This is a genomic window from Streptomyces sp. NRRL B-1140 (assembly GCF_001280065.1).
Taxonomy (GTDB): Bacteria; Actinomycetota; Actinomycetes; order Streptomycetales; family Streptomycetaceae; genus Streptomyces.
In genome coordinates, this window is sequence record NZ_LGEA01000069.1 from 134,945 (window position 1) to 159,345 (window position 24,401).

22 protein-coding genes are annotated in these 24,401 nt (G+C 72.7%); 12 read left to right on the forward strand and 10 right to left on the reverse strand.

Annotated features, from left to right (window positions below; genetic code table 11):
• Positions 1 to 123: 123 nt before the first annotated feature.
• From ADK65_RS09140 to ADK65_RS09160, 5 genes are all read right to left on the reverse strand, one after another.
• The gene (locus tag ADK65_RS09140; protein WP_053669449.1) at positions 124 to 1,131 is read right to left on the reverse strand and encodes a peptidase; all 1,008 of its coding nucleotides are present in this window, start codon (positions 1,129 to 1,131) and stop codon (positions 124 to 126) included.
• Positions 1,132 to 1,378: 247 nt separating this feature from the next.
• Positions 1,379 to 1,864: an SRPBCC family protein gene (locus ADK65_RS09145; protein WP_053669491.1), complete on the reverse strand. Its 486-nt coding sequence runs from the start codon at positions 1,862 to 1,864 to the stop codon at positions 1,379 to 1,381.
• A 153-nt stretch (positions 1,865 to 2,017) separates the two neighbouring features.
• On the reverse strand, positions 2,018 to 2,305 hold the full coding sequence (locus tag ADK65_RS09150) for a zinc-ribbon domain-containing protein (RefSeq protein ID WP_053669450.1): 288 nt from the start codon (positions 2,303 to 2,305) through the stop codon (positions 2,018 to 2,020).
• Positions 2,306 to 2,540: 235 nt separating this feature from the next.
• Positions 2,541 to 4,181: a phosphoglucomutase (alpha-D-glucose-1,6-bisphosphate-dependent) gene (pgm, locus tag ADK65_RS09155; RefSeq protein ID WP_053669451.1), complete on the reverse strand. Its 1,641-nt coding sequence runs from the start codon at positions 4,179 to 4,181 to the stop codon at positions 2,541 to 2,543.
• A gap of 230 nt (positions 4,182 to 4,411) precedes the next feature.
• The gene (locus ADK65_RS09160; RefSeq protein WP_107092244.1) at positions 4,412 to 4,840 is read right to left on the reverse strand and encodes a hypothetical protein; all 429 of its coding nucleotides are present in this window, start codon (positions 4,838 to 4,840) and stop codon (positions 4,412 to 4,414) included.
• A gap of 138 nt (positions 4,841 to 4,978) precedes the next feature.
• Between ADK65_RS09160 and ADK65_RS38780 the strand changes: the two genes are divergently transcribed.
• The 3 genes from ADK65_RS38780 (at position 4,979) to ADK65_RS09170 (ending at position 6,562) form a co-directional block, all read left to right on the forward strand.
• Positions 4,979 to 5,125: a hypothetical protein gene (locus ADK65_RS38780; protein WP_199825595.1), complete on the forward strand. Its 147-nt coding sequence runs from the start codon at positions 4,979 to 4,981 to the stop codon at positions 5,123 to 5,125.
• Between the two features lie 106 nt (positions 5,126 to 5,231).
• On the forward strand, positions 5,232 to 6,104 hold the full coding sequence (locus tag ADK65_RS09165; RefSeq protein ID WP_053669453.1) for a hypothetical protein: 873 nt from the start codon (positions 5,232 to 5,234) through the stop codon (positions 6,102 to 6,104).
• Positions 6,105 to 6,235: 131 nt separating this feature from the next.
• A complete protein-coding gene (locus tag ADK65_RS09170; protein ID WP_031113632.1) occupies positions 6,236 to 6,562 on the forward strand; it encodes an antibiotic biosynthesis monooxygenase family protein in 327 nt (108 codons plus the stop codon).
• A gap of 68 nt (positions 6,563 to 6,630) precedes the next feature.
• Here the strand turns inward: ADK65_RS09170 and ADK65_RS09175 are convergent, their stop codons facing one another.
• A complete protein-coding gene (locus tag ADK65_RS09175) occupies positions 6,631 to 7,983 on the reverse strand; it encodes a diacylglycerol/lipid kinase family protein (RefSeq protein ID WP_053669454.1) in 1,353 nt (450 codons plus the stop codon).
• A gap of 309 nt (positions 7,984 to 8,292) precedes the next feature.
• Here ADK65_RS09175 and ADK65_RS09180 point away from each other — a divergent pair, with 309 nt between their 5' ends.
• From ADK65_RS09180 to ADK65_RS09190, 3 genes are all read left to right on the forward strand, one after another.
• Entirely contained in the window at positions 8,293 to 8,799 is a 507-nt protein-coding gene (locus ADK65_RS09180) for an SRPBCC family protein (RefSeq protein ID WP_053669455.1), read from the forward strand.
• A complete protein-coding gene (locus tag ADK65_RS09185) occupies positions 8,799 to 9,866 on the forward strand; it encodes an LLM class flavin-dependent oxidoreductase (protein ID WP_053669456.1) in 1,068 nt (355 codons plus the stop codon). Before ADK65_RS09180 ends, ADK65_RS09185 begins: the two co-directional genes overlap by 1 nt.
• Positions 9,867 to 10,614: 748 nt before the next feature.
• On the forward strand, positions 10,615 to 11,718 hold the full coding sequence (locus ADK65_RS09190) for a GNAT family N-acetyltransferase (protein ID WP_053669492.1): 1,104 nt from the start codon (positions 10,615 to 10,617) through the stop codon (positions 11,716 to 11,718).
• A gap of 70 nt (positions 11,719 to 11,788) precedes the next feature.
• Here ADK65_RS09190 and ADK65_RS09195 read toward each other — a convergent pair whose 3' ends face one another.
• Positions 11,789 to 12,379, reverse strand: a complete 591-nt coding sequence (locus ADK65_RS09195) for an AMIN-like domain-containing (lipo)protein (RefSeq protein WP_053669457.1) — start codon at positions 12,377 to 12,379, stop codon at positions 11,789 to 11,791.
• 149 nt (positions 12,380 to 12,528) lie between these two features.
• Here ADK65_RS09195 and ADK65_RS09200 point away from each other — a divergent pair, with 149 nt between their 5' ends.
• Together ADK65_RS09200 and ADK65_RS09205 are read left to right on the forward strand one after the other, a co-directional pair.
• Entirely contained in the window at positions 12,529 to 15,072 is a 2,544-nt protein-coding gene (locus ADK65_RS09200) for a SpoIIE family protein phosphatase (protein ID WP_053669458.1), read from the forward strand.
• Positions 15,073 to 15,178: 106 nt separating this feature from the next.
• Positions 15,179 to 15,871, forward strand: coding sequence for a GAF and ANTAR domain-containing protein (locus tag ADK65_RS09205; RefSeq protein WP_053669459.1), 693 nt, complete (start codon positions 15,179 to 15,181; stop codon positions 15,869 to 15,871).
• On the opposite strand, the gene ADK65_RS09210 is transcribed toward ADK65_RS09205, so the two are convergent.
• Positions 15,843 to 18,008, reverse strand: a complete 2,166-nt coding sequence (locus tag ADK65_RS09210; RefSeq protein ID WP_053669460.1) for a SpoIIE family protein phosphatase — start codon at positions 18,006 to 18,008, stop codon at positions 15,843 to 15,845. The genes ADK65_RS09205 and ADK65_RS09210 overlap by 29 nt on opposite strands.
• 449 nt (positions 18,009 to 18,457) lie before the next feature.
• On the opposite strand from ADK65_RS09210, the gene ADK65_RS39165 reads away from it, so the two are divergent.
• Positions 18,458 to 18,871: an ankyrin repeat domain-containing protein gene (locus ADK65_RS39165; RefSeq protein ID WP_234352832.1), complete on the forward strand. Its 414-nt coding sequence runs from the start codon at positions 18,458 to 18,460 to the stop codon at positions 18,869 to 18,871.
• 22 nt (positions 18,872 to 18,893) lie between these two features.
• Here the strand turns inward: ADK65_RS39165 and ADK65_RS09220 are convergent, their stop codons facing one another.
• Positions 18,894 to 19,076, reverse strand: a complete 183-nt coding sequence (locus tag ADK65_RS09220; protein WP_053669461.1) for a hypothetical protein — start codon at positions 19,074 to 19,076, stop codon at positions 18,894 to 18,896.
• Between the two features lie 250 nt (positions 19,077 to 19,326).
• Between ADK65_RS09220 and ADK65_RS09225 the strand changes: the two genes are divergently transcribed.
• The 3 genes from ADK65_RS09225 (at position 19,327) to ADK65_RS09235 (ending at position 23,512) form a co-directional block, all read left to right on the forward strand.
• Positions 19,327 to 20,148 carry a chitosanase gene (locus ADK65_RS09225; RefSeq protein WP_078955874.1) on the forward strand — a complete coding sequence of 274 codons (822 nt, stop codon included), beginning with the start codon at positions 19,327 to 19,329 and terminating at the stop codon, positions 20,146 to 20,148.
• A 93-nt stretch (positions 20,149 to 20,241) separates the two neighbouring features.
• Complete coding sequence (locus ADK65_RS09230; RefSeq protein WP_053669462.1) at positions 20,242 to 21,204, forward strand: DMT family transporter; 963 nt, start codon at positions 20,242 to 20,244, stop codon at positions 21,202 to 21,204.
• A gap of 58 nt (positions 21,205 to 21,262) precedes the next feature.
• Positions 21,263 to 23,512 carry an MMPL family transporter gene (locus ADK65_RS09235; protein WP_053669463.1) on the forward strand — a complete coding sequence of 750 codons (2,250 nt, stop codon included), beginning with the start codon at positions 21,263 to 21,265 and terminating at the stop codon, positions 23,510 to 23,512.
• Positions 23,513 to 23,523: 11 nt separating this feature from the next.
• Here ADK65_RS09235 and ADK65_RS09240 read toward each other — a convergent pair whose 3' ends face one another.
• The gene (locus tag ADK65_RS09240) at positions 23,524 to 24,273 is read right to left on the reverse strand and encodes a sulfite exporter TauE/SafE family protein (RefSeq protein ID WP_053669464.1); all 750 of its coding nucleotides are present in this window, start codon (positions 24,271 to 24,273) and stop codon (positions 23,524 to 23,526) included.
• Between the last annotated feature and the right edge of the window lie 128 nt (positions 24,274 to 24,401).

Sequence of the window (24,401 nt, forward strand, 5' to 3'; positions counted from 1 at the left end):
AGGTGGACGAAAATCGCCGCTGTGGGCGTGCTCCGGCCGGTTGTTCACCCTGTCGGCGCGATGACCCGAGCCGTTTCGCCCGCCATGGGACGACGGGGGAAACGGCTCGCGTGGAGCGCCGGTTCAGGACGACTGGGCGCTCTGGTACAGGTTCTGGGCGTCCGCGCCGAAGTACGGGCCGTACATGGCGTTCGGCAGGAAGTTGTACTTGAAACTGTTCACCGAGGACTGCAGGCCGGTCCCGGTGACCTCGCTGAACTGGGTGAACCACGGGCCGCCGCTGGAGCCGCCGGTCATGTTGCAGGTCAGACCGTGGTCGTTGGACAGCAGGAAGTCGCGGGTGGTGGTGCCGCTGCAGTAGATGAACTTCTCGCCGTCGTACGGCGCGGCGGCCGGGAAGCCGAAGGAGTACATGGCCTTGCTGTAACCGGTGTTGAACGCCAGACCCTGGCCGCCGACGACGTCGGTCAGCTTCTTGCCGTCCAGCGGGGCGACCACGGCCGCGCCGATGTCGTAGTTGATGTCCTCACTGGCCGTCCACTGCGGGGTGGACAGGGTCTTGGAGGCGGCCCAGGTACCGTACGGGCGCTGGCCGTCGTGGTAGCCGGGTACGAACACCCAGTTGGTGTGCCAGGCGCCCTCCAGCTTGACGCAGTGGCCGGCGGTGATCACGGTGCTCTTGTTGGCGCTGGTGACGGCGTTGCCGGAACAGGACGCGGTGCGGCCCTGGTAGCTGAAGAACACCCGGCCCGCGGTCTTGGTCACCGCTCCCCCGCCGGACCAGGGGCCGCCGCCGTGCGGGAAGGCCATCGGCCCCGCGGCGGAGGCGGGCGCGCTGGGGGCCACGATCGTCGCCCTGCCCTTGCGGAGTGCCGGGGTCCTGACGTCGGAGCGGTCGACGGTCAGCAGGTCGAGCGGGGTGGCCTCGCGCATCCGCTGCGGGGTCCAGAAGGCCAGGGCGCGTTCCTGCGCCGAAGCGGTCGTCACGCCGGGGTCCGGTGCGGCGCTCGCGGGTGTGCCGGTGACGCCGGTCGCCAGGAGTGCGGCGACGCCGGCCAGGACGCCGAGGACGGAGCGGCGGACGCGGGTGCTGCCACCGGAGGAATACGGGCTGCGGGGTCGGCCTATCACGCGGTCTCCTTCTGCTGTGGGGGCCGGGCGGCGGGAAGCCCGCCCACCCGGTCAGGCAGGGGTGTCACTGCGGACGGTCAGGGGGCAGCGTGCCACCAGGAGGCCGAGATGGACAGGTGCATGTCATGACGTTGGCCGAAACTCAACGCGTCGCCGAGCGAGGGCGGACATGCGGGCACAGAAGAACCCGGCCTCGGAGGAGGCCGGGTTCGGGGAGTTCCGCCGCCGCGGAGGAGTGCGGCCGGCGTCAGAGGACGGGGCCGGCGCCGCCGGGGCCGCCCGGCTCGACGCGACCGCGCCATGCGCCGGATTCGACTCCGCGCTCTTCGATGTACTGCTTGAAGCGCTTCATGTCGCCCTTCACCCGGCGGTCGATCGTGCCCATCATGTCCGCCGCCTTCTCCACGGCACCACTGGGCTCGACATCCATCACGAGCTCCACCCTGGTGTGGGTGTCGTCGAGACGCTCGAAGCGGACGGAGCCCCTCTGGTGGGTGTCCCCGCTGGTCGTGCGCCACGTGACCCGCTCGTCGGCCAGCTGGTCGACGATCTCGGTGTCGAATTCGCGCCGTACTCCGCCGATCTTGGTCGTCCAGTGGTTGTGGCGGTCGTCCAGCTGCCTGACCTCCTCGACGCCCTCCATGAAGTTCGGGAACTCCTCGAACTGCGTCCACTGGTTGTAGGCGGTGTGGACGGGGACGTCGACTTCCACGGTTTCCTTGATGGTGCTCATCTGACTGCCTCCGTATTCACTGATCGACTGCAGGAGGCCCATCGGCCCACTCAGGTCCGGGCCCGGAGGCCGAGTACCCGGGATGCTCCGGTTGCCACATCGGCTGTGATCAGTGGCCGTCGTCGAGATGCGTGCCCGGACGGTCCGGCCGCGTCAGAACCGGTCGTGCTGCTGAGGCTGCCCGTACGCCTGGCCGCTCGGGCCGTTCGTGCTCTGGGTCTGCAGCTGCTCCGCCTGCTCCTTGGTCACCTTCTGCTCCGCGCCGCAGAAGGTGCACTGCGTCAGGTACTTCGTCGAGATCGGGAACAGCGGTACGAAGAACAGGCTGAACTTCGTGACGCGCTTCCTGAGCGTGTGGGCGGCGGGGTTTCCGCACTGACCGCACACCAGCGTCAGTATCGCCAGCTGGTAGAGATATCCCTTGGTGCCGAAGATGATCACGTGTCGGTCCTTCCCGGTCGGATCTTCACCCAGTCTCCTGCATCGCGGGCACCGTGGGGGCACGGGCCCCTCATTCGGGTGGAGCGCCCGGCGCGGTCCGGTCCGGTCGGGTGACCGCGGAACGCGAACGCCCACGGGGCGTCGACACACTTCCGCGGATTGACCACGTGCGCTGCCGAGGGCACACCACGGCCCGGGCCACGGGAGAGCGGCCCGGGCCGTGGTGTGCCCGGGGTCAGCCGGACAGGGCCGTCAGCACCACCGACTTGGCCTCCTCCTGGACCCGGCCGAGGTGGTCCGGGCCGAGGAACGACTCGGCGTAGATCTTGTAGACGTCCTCGGTGCCCGAGGGGCGGGCCGCGAACCAGGCGTTGTCCGTGGTCACCTTGATGCCGCCGATGGCCGCGCCGTTCCCGGGGGCCTCGGTGAGCACCGCGGTGACCGCGTCCCCGGCCAGGCTGTCGGCGGTGACCTGGGCCGGGGAGAGCTTGGCGAGCAGGGCCTTCTCCTCGCGGGTCGCGGGGGCGTCGATGCGCGCGTACGCCGGTTCGCCGAAGCGGGCGGTCAGGGCCGCGTAGTGCTCGGAGGGGGTCTTCCCGGTGACCGCCGTGATCTCGGAGGCGAGCAGCGCGAGGAGGATGCCGTCCTTGTCCGTGGTCCACACGGAGCCGTCCCGGCGCAGGAAGGACGCCCCGGCGGACTCCTCCCCGCCGAAGCCGATGGTGCCGCCCGCCAGGCCGTCCACGAACCACTTGAAGCCGACGGGTACCTCGACCAGCTCGCGCCCCAGGTCGGCGGCGACCCGGTCGATCATGGCGGAGGAGACCAGGGTCTTGCCGATGCCGGTGGTGGCCGGCCAGCGGTCGCGGTGCGCGTAGAGGTAGGAGATGGCGACGGCCAGGTAGTGGTTGGGGTTCATCAGGCCCGCGTCCGGGGTGACGATGCCGTGCCGGTCCGCGTCGGCGTCGTTGCCGGTGGAGATCCCGAAGCGGTCGCGCTGCTCGATGAGCGAGGCCATCGCGTACGGCGACGAGCAGTCCATGCGGATCTTGCCGTCCCAGTCCAGTGTCATGAACCGCCAGGTGGGGTCGGTGTGGGGGTTGACCACGGTCAGGTCGAGGCCGTGCTGTTCGGCGATGCGGCCCCAGTAGGCGACCGACGCGCCGCCGAGCGGATCGGCACCGATCCGGATCCCGGCCGAACGGATCGCGTCCAGGTCGAGGACGTCCGGCAGACCGGCGACGTAACGGCCGAGGAAGTCGTAACGGCCGGTGGTGGGGGCCGCGAGGGCGCGGGCGTACGAGACGCGCCGTACGTCCTTCAGGCCGCCGCGGATGATCTCGTTCGCCCGGTCCTGGATCCACGAGGTCGCGTCGGAGGCGGCGGGACCCCCGCTGGGCGGGTTGTACTTGAACCCGCCGTCGGCGGGCGGGTTGTGGGAGGGCGTGACGACGACGCCGTCGGCGAGGCCGGTGGTGCGGCCCCGGTTGTGGGCGAGGATGGCGTGCGAGACGGCCGGGGTCGGTGTGTAGCCGTCCGCGTCGTCGATCAGCACGGTCACCTCGTTGGCGGCGAACACCTCCAGTGCGGTGACGCGCGCGGGCTCGGACAAGGCGTGGGTGTCGGCCCCCAGGAAGAGGGGGCCGTCGATTCCCTGGCCGGCCCGGTACTCGCAGATGGCCTGGCTGGTCGCCGCGATGTGGTCGTCGTTGAACGCGTTCGCCAGGGACGAGCCGCGGTGTCCCGAGGTCCCGAACGCGACGCGCTGGCCCGGGTCGTCCAGGTCGGGGCGGCGCGCGTAGTACGCGGTGACCAGCCGAGCGACGTCGACGAGATCCTCGGGTCCGGCCGGACTTCCCGCTCGCTCGTGCTGCATGGGCCCGCTCCTCCACATGGGTTGGTCCTTCGTGTGCGCTCCCATCTTTTCCCGTCACTGCGGGGCGGCGCGAGGGGCGCGCCCCGGCGAGGGTCGGATGTGCGCCAGGCCACGTGGGAGGGGGCGGTCCGGAGCACGAGGAAGGCGGCGCCACGGGCCACCGGACCACCCGGTGGCGCGTCGCGCCGCCTGCTCCCCCGATGCCGGCACGTCCATCGCGCCGGCCCTGCTCAGATCCGCCCGCCGGTGAGGCGCGTGAGGGGGCCGTGCGCGCCGCGTTCCGCACGGCGCCCGACGGCGTAGGACGCGGCGCTCAGGGCGGTGAGGCCCGCTCCGACACCCGCGGCCACGAGCTTGCGGTGGGCGATGACCGTCCAGGCCGTCTTCGCCGTGGTGGCGACGTGACCGGTGGCCGTGACGACCGCCTGGCGGCCCGCCTCGACACCCTTGGACGCGGCCTGGGCGGCCGCCTTGGCCGTCTCGGCGGAGCGCTCCGCACCCGACTTGGCCGCCGACGCCGCCTCACCGGCCTTGTCCGCGGCGCCCTTCGCCGCCTGGGAGGCAGGTGCGGTGGCCTTGTCCGCCGTGCTGCGGGCCTTGGACCCGGCGGTCCGTACGGTGCTCGCCTTCTGATTCGTGCGCTTGTTCTGTTCAGTCATGGACACCGACTTGCCTCTGACTCCGGCCGCAAACACATTCGCTCGCGCACCGGCCGGGCAGACGTGTGCCTGAGCACCTCGCCGAAGGGGTAGGCGCACTGCAGGCACGTGACATCGCGACAGGAAGGAAGGTGCGTCATGGCCGGAATGCTGGACCGACTCAAGGAGTTCGCCCGGAGTCCGCAGGGGCGGCGGGCCGTCGAACAGGCACGCCGGGCCGCGGCCGACCCCCGCAAGCGGGCCCAGGCCCAGCGTCTGCTCGGCAGGCTCAAGGGCCGCCACTGACCGTGAAGCCTGTCCCGCCCGGCAGGCAACTCCTCGGCCCCACAGGTGTGTTCATGCCCGGCTTGGGCACCTGGGTCGCATCACACACCTGAGGGGAGCTGGTTCGATGAGCAGGGCGGGAAACGGCAGGCGGGTCTGTGCGTTAGGTGTCGCCGGAGTCCTGGCCGGGACGGTGCTGGTCGGCTGCGGCGACGACGACTCGGGCGACGGGGCGCAGGGCACCTCGGCGAAATCGGGCGCCGGTGCCCGGGAAGAGGGGACGCAGGCGGTGCGCTCGGCCTACGACAGGACTGCCGAGGAGGACACCGCGAAGGTGAAACTGCGGGTGCGGACCTCGGCCCAGGGCGCCTCGCAGACGGCGGACGGGCAGGGCGCCGTGGACCTGGACGACGGCGACAGCGTCATGACGCTCACGGTGCAGGGACAGCAGATCGAGCAGCGAGTGGTCGATCAGGTCCTGTACCAGAAGCTGCCCAAGGGGCAGGCGCCGGGCGGCAAGCCCTGGATCAGGATCGACTTGGGCAAGGTCGCCGCGCAGCAGGGCGCCGGTGACGGGTCGATGAGCGATCCGGCCCGGTCGGCCGCCTACGCCAAGGCGATCACCGACAAGGACGTCACCGAGAAGGGCGAGGCCACGGTCAACGGCGTGCGGACCACGCACTACCGCGTCTCCGTCGACGTGGCCGACCTCCCCAACGGCGACACCTTGCGCAAGCAGGTCGGTCCGACCCTGCCGATGGACGTCTGGCTGGACGACGAGGGCCGGATGCGCCGTCAGCAGATCGACATGACCGTCGAGGCCCCGAAGGGAACGCAGCGGTCGTCCTCCGGGGCCTCGTCCGCGCCCGGCAAGGTCACGGTGCGCACGGTCATGGACTTCACCGACTTCGGCACCGAGGTGGAGGCGGACGAGCCACCGGCCGGGCAGGTCACCGACATGACCGGCAAGGCCCTGGAGCAGGGCAAGCGGCGGAGCTGACCCGAGGCCGCCCCGCCGCGCGGGCGCCGCAGGGGGTCGTTCGGGCTCCTGGGTCGACACGCTCCGGACGACCCCCGAGGCGCAGGGCGGGCCCGGCCGGTGCGTGGGGACCATCGGGCAAGATGGGGCCCATGAGCGTAGTCAAGATCAACGTACTGACCGTGCCGGCCGAGCAGCGGGAGACGCTGGAGAAGCGGTTCGCCTCCCGGGCGCACGCCGTGGAGAACTCCGACGGGTTCGAGTGGTTCGAGCTGCTCCGCCCGGTGGAGGGCACCGACACCTACCTCGTCTACACCCGGTGGCGTGACGAGGAGTCGTTCCAGGCCTGGATGGAGGGGCCGATGAAGAGCGCCCACCAGGGCGGCGGTGAGGGCGGCGAACGGCCGAAGCCCGCGGCGAGCGGCTCCACGCTGTGGTCCTTCGAGGTGGTGCAGCAGGCCGGGCCGAAGGAGGCGTGACCGAAGGCCAGCTGCAGGAGGCCCCCCGCGCCGAGTGGCGCGGGGGGCCTCCTGCGTGAGGGCCGTGCTCAGGTGCGCCGGGAGCGCTTGGGGACTGCGGTGCGGCCGACCGCTGCCGCCAGCTTCCGCAGCCGGCGCCAGTCGAGCCGCGGGGGCGCCTCGGGCACTCCCGGACGGTCGCGGGGCACCCGGACACGCAGGGCGCGGCGTGCGATGCGGCAGTGGACGGGGGCGGGCATGGTGAGCGCCTCGCCGTCGAGTCCCACCTCCAGCTCCGGCTGGTCGGCGTCGACGACGACGTGCTGGGCGGTGAGCACCGTGAGCCCCTCCGGGCGGGGGGACAGGAGCAGTTCGGCCGCTTCCACGGCACTGTCCACACGGACGGCGAGCACGCCCAGCCGCCCGGAGTTGAGCCGCTCGCGCCGGCCGAAGCCGAAGGGGTCGTCCATGCGGTAGGCGTTGTTGCTGACCAGGATCGCCTGCGGGTCCGTGACGGTGGTGCCGTCGGCGGTGGCCGTCAGACGCGGACCGCTCTGCCGGGTGAGCAGGTCGGGCAGCCGGTCCAGGGCGGCGCCCACCTTGCCCTCCCGGTAGCCGGGGCTCTGCACGACGGCCCCGTACACGCCGAACGAGGCGTTGTTGACGAATGGGCGGTCGTCGGCGAACCCGAGGTCGACGCGGAGTTCGACCCCGTCGGTCAGGGCGTCGAGGCAGCTGGCGGGGTCGTCCCGGTCCAGGCCCAGGTCCATGGCGAAGTGGTTGCGTGTACCGGCGGCGATGACGAGGAACGGCAGTCCGTGCTCCGCGGCGACGGCGGCGACCAGGGCCTGGGTGCCGTCGCCGCCCGCGACGCCCAGGAGGTCGGCTCCGTCGGCCACGGCGGCTTTGGCCAGGGCGGTGACGTCCTGGTGCTGGTCCGGGTCGAGCAGCACGACCTGGGCGCCCAGCGCCTCGGCCTTCTCCTGCAGGTTGAACTTCTCGACCTTGCCACCGCCGGAGCGCGGGTTGAGCAGTAGGAAGGGGCGCAGCGGCGGCGGCGTGCGGTATTCCTTGACCCGTACGGTCCTCAGGCCCGTGCTGCGCAGGGCGTAGCGGCCGCTCCAGACCGCCCCGCACCACAGGAGCAGGGACAGGAAGACCACCCAGAGCAGATTCGCGGCGGCGAAGAGGGTGATGAGGCCGACGGGCGCGACGACGGCGAGCGTTGCCGACGCGATACGGACCACTCCGCGCCGGGACAGGACCCACCAGAGCGCGGCCGCGGTCACGGCGAGGCCCGCGAGGCCCGCCACGAGCAGCAGCAGCCCTCGCAGGCCCCCGGAGACGAGCGGCAGCAGGGCCGCCAGCGCGGCCGCGGCCAGGGCACCCCGGGCGGCCCATCGCTGCCGGCGGTGAAACCGCTCGTCCATCGCCGATCCCATGTCGTCCCTCCGCTCGAGTCGGCGCGGACGGGCCCTGGAGCCCCGCCCCGCCGTGACCATGGTGCCCGCCGGCACGCCGGCTCGACCACCGTCGTCCTGGACGGCTCCCCCGTCGCCGGTCACGCCGGACGTGAAGATCCCGGAGGGCGGAGCCACCGGTAGCGTACGCGGCCCTGCGGGCTCGGATCCGCGCACCGGGCCACATCGGCACGTTCACCCACCTGTTCTCAGCCGACAACCGCTTGACCTGGTGAGTCTCATTACGCAACCCTGTGGCGACAGTCCTGTCGACGAGGAGGCCGGCACGCGATGGAGTGGACGGGCGCACGGTACGCGGACCAACCGACGGTCGAGGTGACGACGTGGGTCGCCGCCCCGCCGGGGAAGGTGTGGGCGCTGGTGTCGGACGTGACGCGGATGCCGGAGATGAGCGACGAGCTCCAGTCGGCGTGGTGGACCGGGGGTGCCGCCGGACCGGCCCTGGGCGCCCGGTTCGTCGGCCGGAACCGGCACGAGCGGTTCGGCGAATGGGAGACGACCTCGACGGTGGTCACGTGCGATCCGGAGCGGGTGTTCGCCTGGTCGGTCGGGGATCCGGCTGAGCCGAGCGCGGTGTGGCGGTTCGGGCTGGAGCCGAGGGGCGGCGGGACCGAACTGTCGCAGTGGATGCGGATGGGGCCCGGACGCTCGGGACTGTCGTTCGCGATCGACGCCATGCCGGAGAAGGAGCAGAAGATCGTGTTCGTGCGGCTGCGGGAGTTCGAGCGAGGCATGACGGCCACGCTGGAGCACATCAAACACCGGCTGGAGGCGTGATGCGCGCGGCGACGACCGTCGAGGCGGCGGCTCTGGGCTCCTGGCCCCGGCAGGCCGACTTCGTCGTGGAGGCGGAGAAACTGGGGCTGGACATCTGCTGGGTGGCCGAGGCCTGGGGTTCGGACGCCCCGTCCGCTCTCGGGTTCTACGCGGCCCGCACGGAGCGGATGCTGCTCGGCTCCGGCGTCATGCAGGTCGGCACGCGCACGCCGGTCGCCCTCGCGCAGACGGCGATCACCCTGTCCAATCTGTCCGGGGGGCGGTTCCTGCTGGGGCTCGGACCATCGGGTCCGCAGGTGATGGAGGGCCTGCACGGGGTACCGTTCGCCCGCCCCCTGGCCCGGGTGCGCGAGACGGTGGAGATCCTGCGGCAGGTGGTCGCGGGAGACAAAATCGCCTACTCGGGCTCCGAGTTCGGCATTCCGCTGCCCGGCGGTGAGGCGGTGCCGATGCGCCTGTCCATGCGCGCCGAGCATCCCGTTCCCGTGTACCTGGCGGCGCTGTCGCCCGCCATGCTGCGGCTGACCGGCCGGGTCGCGGACGGCTGGCTCGGCACCAGTTTCGTCCCCGAGGGCGCCGCCGAGGCCTATTTCGCCCCCCTGGACGAGGGTCTGGCCGCCGCCGGCCGTGAGCGCGCCGGCTTCGACGTCTGCCAGGGCGCCGAGGTCGCGTTCGCCCGGGACGAGGAGGCGCTGGCCGCCATGGTCGAGGGCCGGAAGAAGGAACTCGCCTTCAGTCTGGGCGGCATGGGGTCCGCGTCGACCAACTTCTACAACCGGGCCTACAGCCGCCAGGGCTGGGCGGAGGTCGCGGCCGAGGTCCGGCGGCGCTGGCAGGCCGGCGACCGGGACGGTGCGGCCGGCCTCGTCACCGACGAGATGGTGCTGGCCACCACGCTCATCGGCACGGAGGACATGGTGCGGCGGCGCCTACGGGTCTGGTGCGACGCCGGTGTGAACACGGTGCGCCTCTACCCGGCAGGCGAGACCCTCGACGACCGGCTCGACACGCTCGGCAGGGCGATCGAGCTGGTCCACGGCACCGAGGCCACCGGGGCGGGCGGGTGAACACCCCACCGAGTGACGTGCTGAGCATCGGCGGCTGAACCCCCGTCAGAAGGGAGCGCGTTCCGTTGGATTTCCGGCGCCGACCGGCCGAGAGGGACGAATCGCCACACCAGGGCTTGACGGGGCGGAGCCGCGCTCGGCCTACTGGAAGCGCAGCCGGCCGTGTCGGGGGTCTGGTCCGGTGCCGGCCCTCGGGCGAGTCCACTCCGTCCTCCCCCGCCCGGACACAGGTCAGGGGTCTGATGGTGCGGCGACCATGGGCAGCGGTGGTGGGCCTGCTGGCCTGCCTGCTGGTGCTGCAGCTCGTCGTTCCGGGACTCGCGGGTGACGGCCGTCCGGCCGCGACGGGCGCGGTGGCGGTGGACGCGAGGGCCGCGGGCGCCACGGCTGCGGGCTCCGCTTCGTGTGCCGGGGCCGAAGGGGCCGAAGGGACCGGAGAGCCGTGTCCTGGTGAGGACGAGCCGTCGGCCCGGCAGCCGGCTGCGCGTACGCCGCGGGCCACGGGGGCGGCCGGGGCGGGCCCGGTTTCTCCCGGGGCGGCCACGGTGGGCAGGGGCGGTACGGAGGGGCGTCCGGCCCGAACCAGCCCGTGTCCGGGGGTGGCCGGATCCGCCCCGAGCGCCGAACGGTTGCAGACGTTCCGCTGCTGAGCGACGCCGGTACCGACAAGGGCCTGCGCCGTGCGCCCTGAGTACTGCCCTGGTGCCGATTCGCGGTGATGTGCAGGCCTTCGTGTGTCCCCATGCCGATGACACAGGAGGCACAGTTGCCTGGAAAGCGCGTTCTCGTTCTGAGGCCGGACGAACTCGGCCCGAACGACCGGAAGATGTGGCGGGAGATCCGGACGGAGTCCGGGGCACCGGCGAATCCCTTTCTCGATCCGGCGTTCACCGTGGCGGTCGGGCGGGTCAGGCCGGGAGCCAGAGTGGCGGTGCTGCAGGACGACGGCTCCCCGGTGGGGTTCTTCCCCTACGAGAGGGGGTTGCTGGGGCGGGGCCGGGCCATCGGGCTGGGGGTGTCCGACAGCCAGGGGGCCGTGTTACGCCCGGGGATCGGGCTGGACGCCCGGCGGTTGCTGCGGGTCTGCGGCCTGTCGTCCTTCGAGTTCGACAATCTGGAAGCCGGTCAGGGGGTGTTCGCGCCGCACGCGGTCGAGGAACTCGCCTCACCGGTCGTCGACATCGGCGGGGGCTTCGCGGCGTACACGGACCGTCTGCGGGTGCGGTCGCCGGGCTTCCTCAGACAGATCCTGGCCAAGGAACGCAGACTGGCCCGGCAGGTCGGCGAGGTGCGGTTCGTGTACGACGCCCGGGACCCGGCGGCGCTGCGGGCGCTCATGGAGTGGAAGTCGGCGCAGTACCGGCGGACCGGCCGGCGGGACCGGTTCGCGCAGGAGTGGATCACCCGGCTGGTGGGGCTGCTCGGGGAGAGCGAGGAACCGGAGTGCCGCGGCGTGCTGTCCGTGCTGTACGCCGCCGGGCGCCCCGTCGCCGCGCACCTGGGGCTGCGCTCGCGCACGGTGCTGTCCTGGTGGTTCCCGGCGTACGACCGCGCCTACGCCAAGTACTCCCCCGGCCTGCTCCTGCAGTTGCGGATGCTGGAGGCCGCCGCGGGCGACGGTATCGAGACCGTCGACCTGGGCAGCGGCCCGGCCCGCTACAAGGAGTCGCTCAAGACCCGTGACCTGCGCGTGTACGAAGGAGCGGTGGTGCGGCCGGTGCCGGGCGGAGCCGCCCACTGGCTGGGCCGCGAGCCCGCCCGGGCCGCCCGTCGATTCGTCCGCGGCCGGCCCGGGCTGGCCGGTGCCGCGGCCCGGACGCTCGAGGAACTGGGCCGGTTGCGCGGCGGCTGAGGCCGGCCCGGCCACGACGCACGGCGCCCGGCTCCGTGGAGCCGGGCGCCGTGCGTCGGGTCCGTGGCCGTCAGCCCGTGGCGCTCCAGCTGTGGGCGACGTCCACGACGACGCGGTCCTCCAGCTGCTGCACCCGGAAGGGCAGCCGCGCGCGGACGCCCAGACCGATCTGGGTCTGTCCCTCGAAGCTGCCGGCGAACCGGGTGTCCCGGAAGGTGCGGTAGCCGGTGAGGTCCACGCCCGGCAGCGGGCGGGCCACCTGGCCGGGATATGTGGCCGCGCCGGTCTCCGGGTCGTACGCGGGCGCGGTCACCCGCACCTCGAGCACCGCGCCGCCGGACACGGCGATGTAGCGGCCCGAGCCGTCCTGGTAGAGCTTGTCAACGTACTGGACGGTGTAGCCGACGCCGCTGCCCGCGCCGGGCACGTCGATGACCATCCGGTCGAAGCAGGTGTGACGACCGGTCCTGACGTCGGTCATCGGCGCGACGCCGGTGCCGGCGTCGGTCTTGGCGAGGCTTCCCCAGCCGGTCGGGCACGTCGTGGCCCGCGCGGTGGACTGCGGGCCGGCCACCGGTGCGGCGCCGGCCGGGACGGCCATCACGCCCACCGTGGCGCCCACGAGTGCGAGAGTCGCGCATGCTCTTCTGATTCGTACCATTGCCGCCCCCGAGGCTTGCATGTGGCTGATGCAGGATGAGACGACCGGGGCGACCGAAAGGTTGCACTTGCCGCGCCGGAGCGCCGACCATGGCACATCCTGGTGGGAAGCGATTGGTGTCCGGTGCGTCCGTACCGGGAGGACGCGACATGGATGAGGCAGCCGCCGTACCGGACGGGCCGCGGTCAGCCGCCGGCCGGAGCCGGGACGGGGCTGGGGGCCGAATCGAGGACGCCCTGACGGACCCGCTGGTGGAGGCCGTGCGGGACCTCGACGGTTACGGCGGGCTGGTCTACCTGCGCTCCCGCGACCGGCGCTCGCTGGTGCTCGCGATGATCACCGGGGTGCCCCGTTCGCTGCTCCGGAGCTGGTGGCGGGTGCCCGTCGGCGGTGCCCTGCCCATGGCGGAGGCCTACCGGCGCGACGAGACGCTGTGGCTGCCGGACGAGCACGCCACCATGGTCCGCTTCCCCCACTTCACGGCCGGGCTCCCGTACTCCTTCGGCTCCGCCTACCAGCCCGTCCGGACCGGCGGCGAGGCGGTCGGGGTGCTGGTCGTGCTGCGCTCGGCGGCCCGGAGCCCGATGGACGGGGAAGCGGTGGATCTCGCGCTGCGCCCCGCCGAGCGGGCCATGGAGGAACGCCTGGACCGCCTCGTGGCGGGCCGGCCGGGCACGGAGCCCGCCACACACCACATCGAGTACGACGACGAGCCGATCAGCGTGCGGCTGCCCACCGCGGCCGCCCACCCGGTGCGGGTCGGACTCATCGACTGGGACCTGGACAGCGACCGCTGCGCGGCGGACGACGACGCCCTCGCGCTGCTGGGCCTGGACCGGTCGTCCTACGGCGGCACCATCGCGGACGTCGAGGCCCGTGTCAGCCCCGACGACCTGCACGAACTGCGCGAGAGCCGGCACGACGCGCTGGCCGACGGCCGGGTCAGGTCCCGGCACTTCCGGGTCCTCGACGAGTCGCGGGGCGAGGAGAAGACCGGCTACCGGCCGGTCGAGCTGTGGGGCCACCTCGTGCAGGGCGGCGCCGGATCCGCACGGATCCTCGTCGGCGCCCTCGTCGACGCGGGCGGCGGACTCACCGCGGCCGAAGCGGCCGAGCGGCTGCCCGACGGGCTCTTCTCCCTGGACCAGGACGGCCGCCTGACGTACGCCAACCGCCGCTGCGAGGAACTGCTGGGCAACGGCCGGGAGGACCTCTTCGGGCGCTACCCGTGGGAGGTCGTCACCTGGCTCCGCGATCCCGCGTACGAGGACCGCTACCGGGCGGCGATGCTCTCGCAGGAGCAGGTGTCCTTCCTCGTCCGGCGGCCCGACGGCAACTGGCTGAGTTTCGTGCTGTTCCCGGACGTGCACGGACTGACCGGCCGGGTCTTCCCGACCGGGCCGCCCACCGGGGCCGAACCGGAGCCGGGAGCCGGTTCCGCCGCCGCCCCCGGCCCCGCCGTCGTCGCGCCACCGCCCGGCCCGGTGGCGGCCGCGCGGGCCGGGGCGCTCTACCACGTGGTGCAGATGGCGAGCGTGCTCACCGAGGCGGTCACCGTGCAGGACGTCTGCCGGGCCGTGTCGGAGCAGTTGCTGCCCGCCTTCGGCGCCCGGGAGCTGGCCCTGTACACCGTCCACGAGGGCCGGATGTACCTGCTGTGGGAGTCGGGCTACCCGGAGGGCTTCCTCACCCCCTTCGAGGGCGTCACCCTCGACACGCAGCTGCCCGGCGTCCACGCGCTGACCACGCGGCTGCCGCTGTTCTTCGAGTCGCCCGAGGACCTCTCCCTCGCCTATCCGGGCATCACCCTGGACCGCATGCAGGCCTGGTCGTTCCTGCCGCTGATCGCCTCCGGCCGTTCCGTGGGGTCCTGCATCCTCGGCTGGGACGCCCCGCACCGGTTCACCCCCGACGAGCGGTCCGCCCTCACCGCACTGAGCGGCCTGGCCGCCCAGGCGATGGAACGGGCACGGCTGTACGACTCGGAGTCCGCCGTCGCCCGCGGCCTCCAGGAGGGACTCCTGCCGCACCGGCTGCCCACCGTCGAGGGGCTGCGCACCACCGGTCGCTATCTGCCCGGCACGCAGGGCATGGCGATCGGCGGCGACTGGTACGACGTGATCACCACCGGGCGCGGGGTGGCCCTGGTCATCGGGGACGTGGAGGGCCACAGCGTCGGCGCCGCCGCGGTGATGGGGCAGTTGCGCAGCGCGGTGCACGCCTTCGCGGCGAGCGAGCGCCCGCCGCAGGAGGTCATCACGCACACCAACCGGCTGCTGAGCGAGCTGGAGTCGGACGTCTTCGCCACCTGCTGCTACATCGAGCTCGACCCGGCCACCGGACGGGCCCTCGCGGTGCGGGCCGGCCATCCGCCGCCGCTGCTGCGCCACCCCGACGGGCGCGCCGAGACGCTGGATCTCGCGGGCGGCGTCATGCTGGGGGTGCAGCCCGACTCGGTGTATCCCGTCACCGCGCTCACCCTGTCCCCCGGCAGCGTTCTCGCCCTGTACACCGACGGGTTGGTGGAACGGCCGGGCGACGACATCGAGACGGGCATCGACGCGGTCCGTCACCGTCTGTCCGAGACTCCGGCGGACTCGGTGGAGTATCTCGCCGACCGGTTGGTGGGGGTGGCCCGCCGGGCCCGGGAGCGGCCGGACGACGTGGCTCTGCTGCTCACGGCGTACCGGTGAGTGCGGCTCGGCATTCCGGGCAGGCTGCCCGGACGATCGGGCGGGCAGCCGTACGAGGCCCGGCGGAGTACGGTGGGCGGGACCGGCGAGCGAGGCGGTGATTGCGGTGGACTGGCGGCGGTACGCCGAGCAGATGGCCCGGCTCGCCCGGAACCTGGCCGCGCAGGATTCGGTCCAGGCGACCCTCGATGCGGTCTCGTCGTCGGCGGTGGAGCTGATCGAGGGCTGCGACGCCGCCGGGATCCTCACGGTCTCCAAGGGCCGGGCCGTGACGCTGTCCGTGTGCGGTGACATGGTGGCGGAGTCGGACCGGCTGCAGGGCGAGTTCGGCGAGGGCCCGTGCTTCGACGCGGCGCGCCGCGTGGACGGGGAGCGGCTGTTCCGGATCGCCGACATGACCCGCCCGCAGCCGTCCTGGCCCCGGTACAGCCGGGCTGCCCGCGACCTCGGGATCGGCAGCATGACCGGTGTCCTCCTCTACACCGACGAGGAGGACTTCGGTGCGCTGAACCTCTACTCGCGCCGGCCCGGGGCCTTCGGTGAGGACATCGAGGCCGCGGGCTGGCTGCTCGCCTCGCATGCCGCGGTGGCGCTCGCCACGGCCCGGGCCGTGGACCAGCTGGAGCACGCGCTGGAGAGCCGGCACGCCATCGGCGAGGCCATGGGGATCCTGATGGAACGCCATCAGCTGGGCGAGGACGAGGCCTTCGATGTGCTGCGGCGCATCTCCCAGGAGCACAACCTCAAGCTGCGCGACGTGGCGCGGCGGGTCAGGGCGGACTCCCCGGGCCGGGGGTGACGCCTGCGGCCGGGGTGCCGCCCGGGGCGGAGGCGCGCAGCAGGAGCACCGCGATGTCGTCGGCGTGCCGTCCCGTGGGGGTGGTGTGGCGCACCAGTCTGTCGATGAGCCGTTCCAGGTCGTGGCCGTCGGCGGAGTCCAGGTGCCCGGCGAGGTCGGCGGTGGTGCGGGTGGCGTCGGTGCCGGGGAGTTCGACCAGGCCGTCGGTGTAGAGGGCGAGAGTCGTGCCGGGGAGCAGGGGCACGGTGGTGACCGGGTAGTCGGTGCCGGTGTCGATGCCCAGCAGCGGGCCGGGTTCGAGGTCGAGGACGCCGGCGGGGTGGCGGGGCCGGCGCAGCAGCGGCGGCACGTGTCCCGCACTGGCGAGGGACGCCTGGCGGCGGCCCAGGTCGAGGTGGACGTAGAGGCAGGAGACGAGCAGTTCGGAGTCGAGGTCGGCCAGGAGACGGTTGGTGCGGGCGAGGACCTGGCCGGGTGCGGCACCGGCGGTGGCGTGGGCGTGGATGGCGGTGCGGACCTGGCCCATGAGGGCGGCGGCGGCGACGCTGTGGCCTTCGACGTCGCCGATCACGGCGGCCGCGCTCGTGTCGCTCAGCCGCAGCACGTCGAAGAAGTCCCCGCCGACCTCGGTGCCGTGGCCGGCGGGCAGGTAGCGGGCGGCGACGTCGAGACCGCGCAGGCGGGGCAGGGCCCGGGGCAGCAGGGCGCGCTGCAGTTCGTGCACGAGCCGGTGCTGGGTGTCGTAGAGCCGGGCGCGGTCGAGGGCCTGGGCGATGAGGCCGGACAGCGAGGTCAGGACGGCGCGTTCGTCGGAGGTGAAGGTGTGCGGCCGGGTGTAGGACAGGATGCAGCAGCCGACCGGCCGGCCGGAGATGATCAAGGGGAGGAAGGCCCATGCCTGCTTCCCGCTGATCTGGGGTGCGTCCGGGTAACTGGCGGCCAGCTCGCCCGGGTCGGCGAAGAAGGCCGGGGCGCCGCTGGCGAGGACCTGGCCGGCGGGAGTGAGGTCGGTGTCCAGGGACAGGGCGTCGAGCCGGTCCATGACGTCGGCCGGATAGCCGTGGTGGCCGGTGATCTTCAGCCTGCCCGCCTCCACACCGGACAGCACCAGCCCCTGTGCGCCGAAGGCGGGCAGGATCTGGTGGGCGATCAGTGCGACGAGGTCCCGCACGGTCACCACCTCGGTGAGCACGGCGGCCAGGTGGACGAGCTGGTAGAGACGTCCCGTCGGCGCCGCGACGGGCGGCCGCGCACCTGCGGGCGGAGCGTGCCCGGTCGGCTCGGCGCTCGGCAGGACGCGGACGCTGATGCCGCTGGTGTCGGGGTAGAGCTGGAACGTCAGCGGCTGGTCCGGTGGGCGGAGCGCGGTGAAGGAGACGGGGGCGCGGCTGATGACCGCCGTGCGGTAGTGGTCCTCGACGACGGGGTCGTCGAGCCAGGACAGCGAGTGCCAGGGCCGGGTGCCGAGGAGCCGGTCGGCACCGCGGCCGAGCAGCCGGGCCGCGGCGGCGGTCACGAAGGTGATGCGGCCTTCCAGGTCGAGGGCCAGGGCACCCTCGGGGAGGCGTTCGAGGTAGTCGGCGGCGGCCAGACCGGTCTGCACGGGGTGGCGGCCGGCGTCGACGGGGACGACGCGTGGCAGGTCGGGCAGGGACGGCGGCCGGGCGGCGTCGTCGAGGAGGCGTGCCATGCGCCGGGCGCCGGCGGTGATGTGATCGTGTTCGCGGGTTGTGACCCGGCGCGGCCGGCCGGCGGGCCACATCAGCACGAGACCGCCCCAGGAGCGCCGTACGCCGGTCAGCGGGGCTGCGACCAAGGCGAACGGGTAAGGCAGGACGGCGGCGGCCCGGGGATACCGGCGGGCCATCTCGTCCTGGCCGGCGATGCTGACCAGTGCGTCGTCGTGGATCGCGTCGGTGACCGGGACCGGTGCGGTCAGGGGCAGCCGCTGCCAAGGGGCGCTGAAGGCCACCGGAAGACCGCACAGCGCGACCAGCCGCAGCACCGGCTCCGCTTCGTCGATCAGGTAGAGGCCGCCGATCGAGGCGCCGGTACCGCGTACCGTGTCGGCCAGCGCGATCCCCAGGGCATCGTCCGGCGATCCGGAGCCGCCGGGGTGCTCCTTGCTCCCGGGCATGGTGTCCTCCCGCTCCTACCCCGGACGCTACGCCTGGCGGAGCGCGGGGGCATGTCGTCCGCACGGGTGCCCGGTCCTCGCGGGAACGTGCAGGGTCGGAGCAGGGGCCGGGGGCGGGGCGGGGCGCCGACCGTTTCACACTTGCGTCCGTGGGCGTGGACGTCTCCTTGCAGAATCGGTGCCCTGGGATGGCATGGGGAGCCCGGCTTGCCGGCGATCCGCAGCGGAGATCTGCCGGGGCTCCGGCGGCTGCCGGCCGAGCACCCCGGTCTGGCCACCGCACGCATCACCGAGCAGGGCGAGGAGGGCACGGGCACGCGCGGTCTGCTGCACATCGCGGCCGACTGGCCGGGGCACTTCCCGCGCGGCCCCGAGGTGGTCGCGGCCCTGGTGGCCGGATCGGTGCGCACGAGGAGACGCCGCTGCACTGGGCGGCAAGCAACAACGACGTGGCCGTATTCGACGCGCTCGTCGCGGCGGGGGCCGACCTCGAAGCGCCCGGTGCGGTGATCGGCGGCGGCACCCCGCCGGCCGACGCCGGGTTCGGCCAGTGGCGCGCAGCCCTCCCGCTGATCGAACACGGCGCCCGCGTCACCTTGCAGGACGCGGCCACGCTCGGGCTGCTCGACCGGGTCCGGGCGTTCGTCGAGGCGGACGAGCCGCCGTCACCGGAGGAGATCACCAGCGCGTTCCGGGGCGCCTGCCACGGTGGGCGGCCGGCGACCGCACAGTACCTCCACCGGCACGGCGCCGACCCCCACTGGTGCGGCTACGACGGCATGACCCCGCTCGACATCGCCCGCGCCCAGGACGCCGTCGACGTCGTGCGGTGGCTGCGCGACCCGGGCACGCGCACGTCGTAGCGGCCCGCCCCGGCGGGGCGCCTCACAGGCAGTAGCGCACGAGCCATTCATCCTGGTTGTACGCGGTGCGCGCCGGGTCGGGCAGACTGGCTGCCCGCTCCTCGACCATGTCCTCCACGCGCACCGGCTCCGGCAGTGCCCCGAAGCGTGCCCGGCGGGCGGCGCTCTCCGCCTCGCTCCCCTGCTGCGACCTCGCCTCGTCCATGGCGATTCCCCTCTCCGGCTGGTCGGTCCGACCGTTCGGCCCTTGGCGGGCACTGAGTTGACGTGCGAGAGGGGCTGTTGGTTCCCCCGGCGCCCGCTCAGCCGTGGAAGTCGCGCTGCCTCGGTCCCGGCGTGTTCGACCCCACGAACTTCCCACCGGCCTGTTCTCCTTGCGTCCCGACAGTGATAGGAAACCTTCCTATCAGTTCTGCACGGCCCGCTCTTCCAACCCCACTCTGTTTGGAGGCACCGTGAGACACCCCTCTGCCCTGACCGGCCGCCGCACCGTCCTGGCGCTGTTCGGGACGGCCCTCGCCACCGCCCCGTTCCCGAAGCCGCCGCTTGCCTCGGCCTCCGCGACCGCGATCGGGCTCGACGACCCGGCGAAGAAGGAGATCGCCATGCGGCTCGTGTCGAGCGCGGAGAACTCCTCGCTCGACTGGAAGGCGCAGTACCAGTACATCGAGGACATCGGCGACGGCCGCGGCTACACCGCCGGCATCATCGGGTTCTGCTCCGGCACCGGCGACATGCTGGACCTCGTCGAGCTCTACACCGACCGCAAGCCCGGCAACGTCCTCGCCGGGTACCTGCCGGCCCTGCGCGAGGTCGACGGCTCCGACTCGCACGACGGACTCGACCCCGGATTCCCCGGCGACTGGCGCCGGGCGGCGCGGGACGCGGAGTTCCGGCGCGCCCAGGACGACGAGCGCGACCGCGTGTACTTCGGCCCGGCGGTCCGGCAGGGCAAGGCCGACGGACTGCGGGTGCTGGGCCAGTTCGCTTACTACGACGCGATCGTCATGCACGGCGACGGCGGCGACCCCACGAGCTTCCGCGCCATCCGCAAGCGGGCCCTGCGGACGGCGAGGCCGCCGGCGCAGGGCGGTGACGAGGTGACGTACCTCAACGCCTTCCTGGACGCGCGGGTGTGGGCCATGAAGCAGGAGGAGGCCCACAGCGACACGAGCCGGGTGGACACGGCCCAGCGCGTCTTCCTGCGGCAGCGCAACCTCGATCTGAACACGCCGCTGGACTGGAAGGTCTACGGCGACAGCTACCACATCGGCTGACGCCACAGCCCGGGAGGGACGGCCGATTGGTCCAGCAAGCACGCGCTGAAGTGGACCCCTTCCCGGGCCGCCCGGCTGCCTAGCGTCACTCCCATGAACACCACGACCACGCGCGGAGCCCTGTTCGCGGCGCTCGCCTGCGTCCTCGTCGGAGGGTCCTTCACGGCCAACAGCGTGCTGGGCGACTACCCGTACGCGGGAGGCCAGTTCCTGCGCTACGGGCTGGCCTGCCTGCTGCTGGTCCCGGCGGCCGGAAAGGGCGCCGTCGGCCGGCTCCGGGCCCTGACACCCCGCCAGTGGGGCCGTCTGGCCCTGCTCGCGGCGGTCGGCATGGTCGGTTTCAACCTGGCCGTCATCGCCGCCGAGCGCACGGCGGAACCTGCGGTGCCCGGCGTGTTCGTGGGCTGTGCGCCGGTGGCCGTCGCCGTGCTCGTGCCCCTGCTGGACGGGCGCGGGCCGCAACGAGCCGTTGTGCGCGGGTCGTTGCTCGTGGCCGTCGGTGCCTTCACCGTCCAGGGGTGGGGGCGCACGGACGGCATGGGCATCGCCTTCTCCGTGTGCGCCCTGGCCGGGGAGGTCGGGTTCGCCGTACTCGCCGTTCCCGTACTGCGGCCGCTGGGCCCCCGCTTGCTGTCCGCGACGGTGTGCGCGGTCGCGGCCGTGGAGTCGGCGGCGGCAGGGGTCGTGGCCGACGGCACCGGCTGGCTGCGGCGTCCGGACGGTGTCGAGACGGCCGCGCTGCTGTGGCAGGCGGTGGTGGTCACCGTGTTCGGCTTCGTGTGCTGGTACATGGGCGTGCAGCGGATCGGCGCGGAACGCGCCACCTTGTTCTCCGGTCTCATCCCGGTGGCGGCGGCCTGCACCGCACCGCTCGTCGGCACGGGTTCCTACGGACTCGCCCAGGCGTCGGGCAGCGCGCTGGTGGGGCTCGGCGTGGCTCTCGGCTCGGGGGCGCTGAGGGGCGTGCGGCGCGACCGCAGTGCTTACCGGCGGGCCTTTCGGGGGAACGGGCGCCCTGACTCCCGCGTAGTCCGCGTGCCTGAAACGCCGGAGTGATCCCGCGCCCCTCTAATGGACGGCACTGCCCTCTCGGCCGACACAGGAGACAACGTCCATGCCGCACAGCCACACCGCCGAAGGGGACCGGAAGGCCGCGCGCGGAGGTGTGCTGCGGCGGCTGGGCGAGTGGTGCGCCCGCCACTTCGTGATCGTCATCGTCGCCTGGCTGGTGGCGCTGGTGGCGCTGCAGGTCATCAGCCGCGAGTTCGGTGGGGAGTACTCCGACAACTTCAGCCTGCCCCAGGCGCAGGCCCAGAAGGGCCTGGACGTGCTGAAGGCGCACGATCCCCAGGCGGGCGGCTACAGCAGCCAGATCGTGATGCACGACGACCAGCAGCCCCTGACGGCGCTGAGCTCTCAGATGTCGACCACGATCGCCGATCTGGAGAAGCTCCCGCACGTGCTGTCCGCCCAGAACCCGCTGTCCGCCCCGGCCACGCCGAGCGGTCAGAAGAACGTGGGGCCGCTGTCGGACGACAAGAAGACGGCTTACATCACCGTCCGTTTCAACGTGCAGCCCTCGACGCTCGGCGACGACTACCTCAACGGCGTCGACACCGCCGTGCAGCCGTTGCGGTCGGCCGGGGCGGACGTCGAGTACGGCGGACCGCTCGGCGAGCTCGCCCGGCCCTCCGCCGACGACCGGGTGAGCGAGCTGATCGGTTTCGGCGTGGCGGTCATCGTGCTGCTGGTCGGGTTCGGAAGCGTCATCGCCGCCGTCATCCCGCTGCTGAGCGCGCTGATCAGCGTCGTCGGCGGGCTCGCCATCCTCGGGTTGCTGGCGGCGGCCTTCACCTTCGCGACGGTCTCACCGACTCTGGCCACGATGATCGGCCTCGGTGTCGGCATCGACTACGCCCTGTTCATGCTCACCCGGCACCGGCAGAACCTCATCGACGGAATGGACCCGGTCCGGGCCGCGGGGCAGGCCGCGAGCACCAGCGGTCATGCCGTGCTCGTCTCCGGCTGCACGGTGATCATCGCGCTGGCGGGCCTGTCCGCGTCCGGGGTCTCCTTCATCTCCCTGCTCGGTGTCGCCGCCGCCGTCACCGTCGTCTCGGCCGTCGTCGGCGCGCTCACCCTGGTGCCGGCGCTGCTGGGCTTCATCGGCCGGCACATCGACCGCTTCCACGTGCGCACGCCCATCGCCGAGACCGAGGCCGGGGCGGGGGACACGCCGCAGGGCACCTGGCACCGGTACGCGCAGCGGGTGGAGCGCAGACCGCTGTCGTTCCTGTCGGCGGGCGTCGCCGTGGTCGTGGTCCTCGCGATCCCGCTGTTCTCCATCCAGCTCGGGCATATCGGCGACGGCGCCGACCCGACCTCATTCACCGACCGACGGGCCTTCGACCTGATGTCCGACGCCTTCGGGCCCGGCTCGAACGGCCCGCTCACGGTCGTCGTCGACCAGACGAACGTGCCCCAGTCGCAGCGCTCCGACCTGGCCTCGAAGGCCCAGCAGTCGCTCGACAAGGTTCAAGGGACGGCCGCCGTCACTCCCCTGACGCCCACGCAGGACGGCGACCTACTGATCGGCACGGTGTACTCGACCGTGTCCCCGCAGAACGCGAAGACCACGGACCTGACCAACCGTCTCGTCGACGACACGCTGCCGGACGTGGTCCAGGGCACGGACGCCAAGGGGTACGTCACCGGTACGACGGCGACGCAGGTCGACTTCCGTGACATCGTCGCCTCCCAGCTGCCCGTGATCATCGCCGTCGTGGTGGGTCTGGCGTTCCTGATCATCCTGGCCGTGTTCCGGGGGCTGCTCGTCGCCGTCAAGGCGGCCGTCCTGAACGTGCTGTCGATCGCCGCGTCGTACGGGGTGGTCGTCGCGGTCTTCCAGTGGGGCTGGGGCGGGCCCGCTCTCGGGGTCCACGGCAAGGTGCCCATCGAGAGCTACGTGCCGATGATGATGTTCGCCATCGTCTTCGGCCTCAGCATGGACTACGAGATCTTCCTGCTGTCGCGTGTCCACGAGGCCTGGGTCCGGACCGGGGACGCCAAGGGGTCGGTCGCTCACGCCCTGGAGATCACGGCGCGGGTCATCACCTGTGCCGCGCTGATCATGGTGAGCGTGTTCGCGGCATTCCTCCTCAGCGACAACATCGTGGTCAAGATGCTCGGGCTGGGGCTGGCCGTCAGCGTGCTCATCGACGCGACCGTCGTACGCCTGCTCATGGTGCCGGCGGTGATGACGCTGCTCGGGCGGCACGCCTGGTGGATGCCGCGGTGGCTGGACCGGGTGGTGCCGCACATCGACGCCGAGGGGTCGAAGGCCGGGGCACGCTCCGCTTCCTGACGGGCCGGTGGTCAGCGGAGCACCAGGTGGACCAGGGCGACGGTGCCGACCGACACGATCAGCGTGCGCAGCACGGCCGGGCTGAAGCGGCGTCCCGTTCTGGCTCCGATGAGGCCGCCGAGCGCTGATCCGCCGGCGATGAGCAGAACGGCCGTCCAGTCGAAGTGGGCGAAAATCAGGAACAGCACGGCGGCGACGGTGTTGACGACGGCGGCCGGCACGTTCTTCACAGCGTTGAGCCGCTGCAGCGTCTCATCGAGCAGCATGCCCATCAGAGAGACGTAGAGAATGCCCTGCGCCGCGGAGAAGTAGCCGCCGTAGACGCCGGCCAGCGTCAGCCCGGTGAACAACAGGGGGCCGCGGGCGCGGCGCACGGTGCCTCCCGCCTCGCGACGGCGGCGCACCCGCTTCGCGATCCAGGGCTGGCACGCGACCAGGACGAGGGCGAGGCCCACCAGGACCGGCACGATCCGTTCGAGAGCCGACGCGGGCAGAGTCAGCAGCAGGACGGCACCCGCGAGTCCCCCCAGCACGGCACCGACGCCGAGCAGCAGGACGCGCTGCCGCTGACCGCGCAGTTCCTCGCGGTAGCCGAGGACCGCGGTAATGGAACCGGGAACCAGGCCCAGCCCGTTGGACACCGTGGCGGTGACCGGGGGCAGTCCGGCGGCCAGCAGAACCGGGAAGGTGATCAGCGTTCCCGAGCCGACGACGGCGTTGACGGCTCCGGCGCCCGTTCCGGCCGCGAGCACGGCGGCCATCTCCCACGGCGTCGCACCGCCGCTCCGCCGCTCGTGCCGTTCCCGGTGAGGTCCATGGAGTCACGCTAGAGGGTGGATCCTTCGGTGGCCGTCGAAGGGTGTCAGGGGGCGGCGGGGGGCAGCGGGGC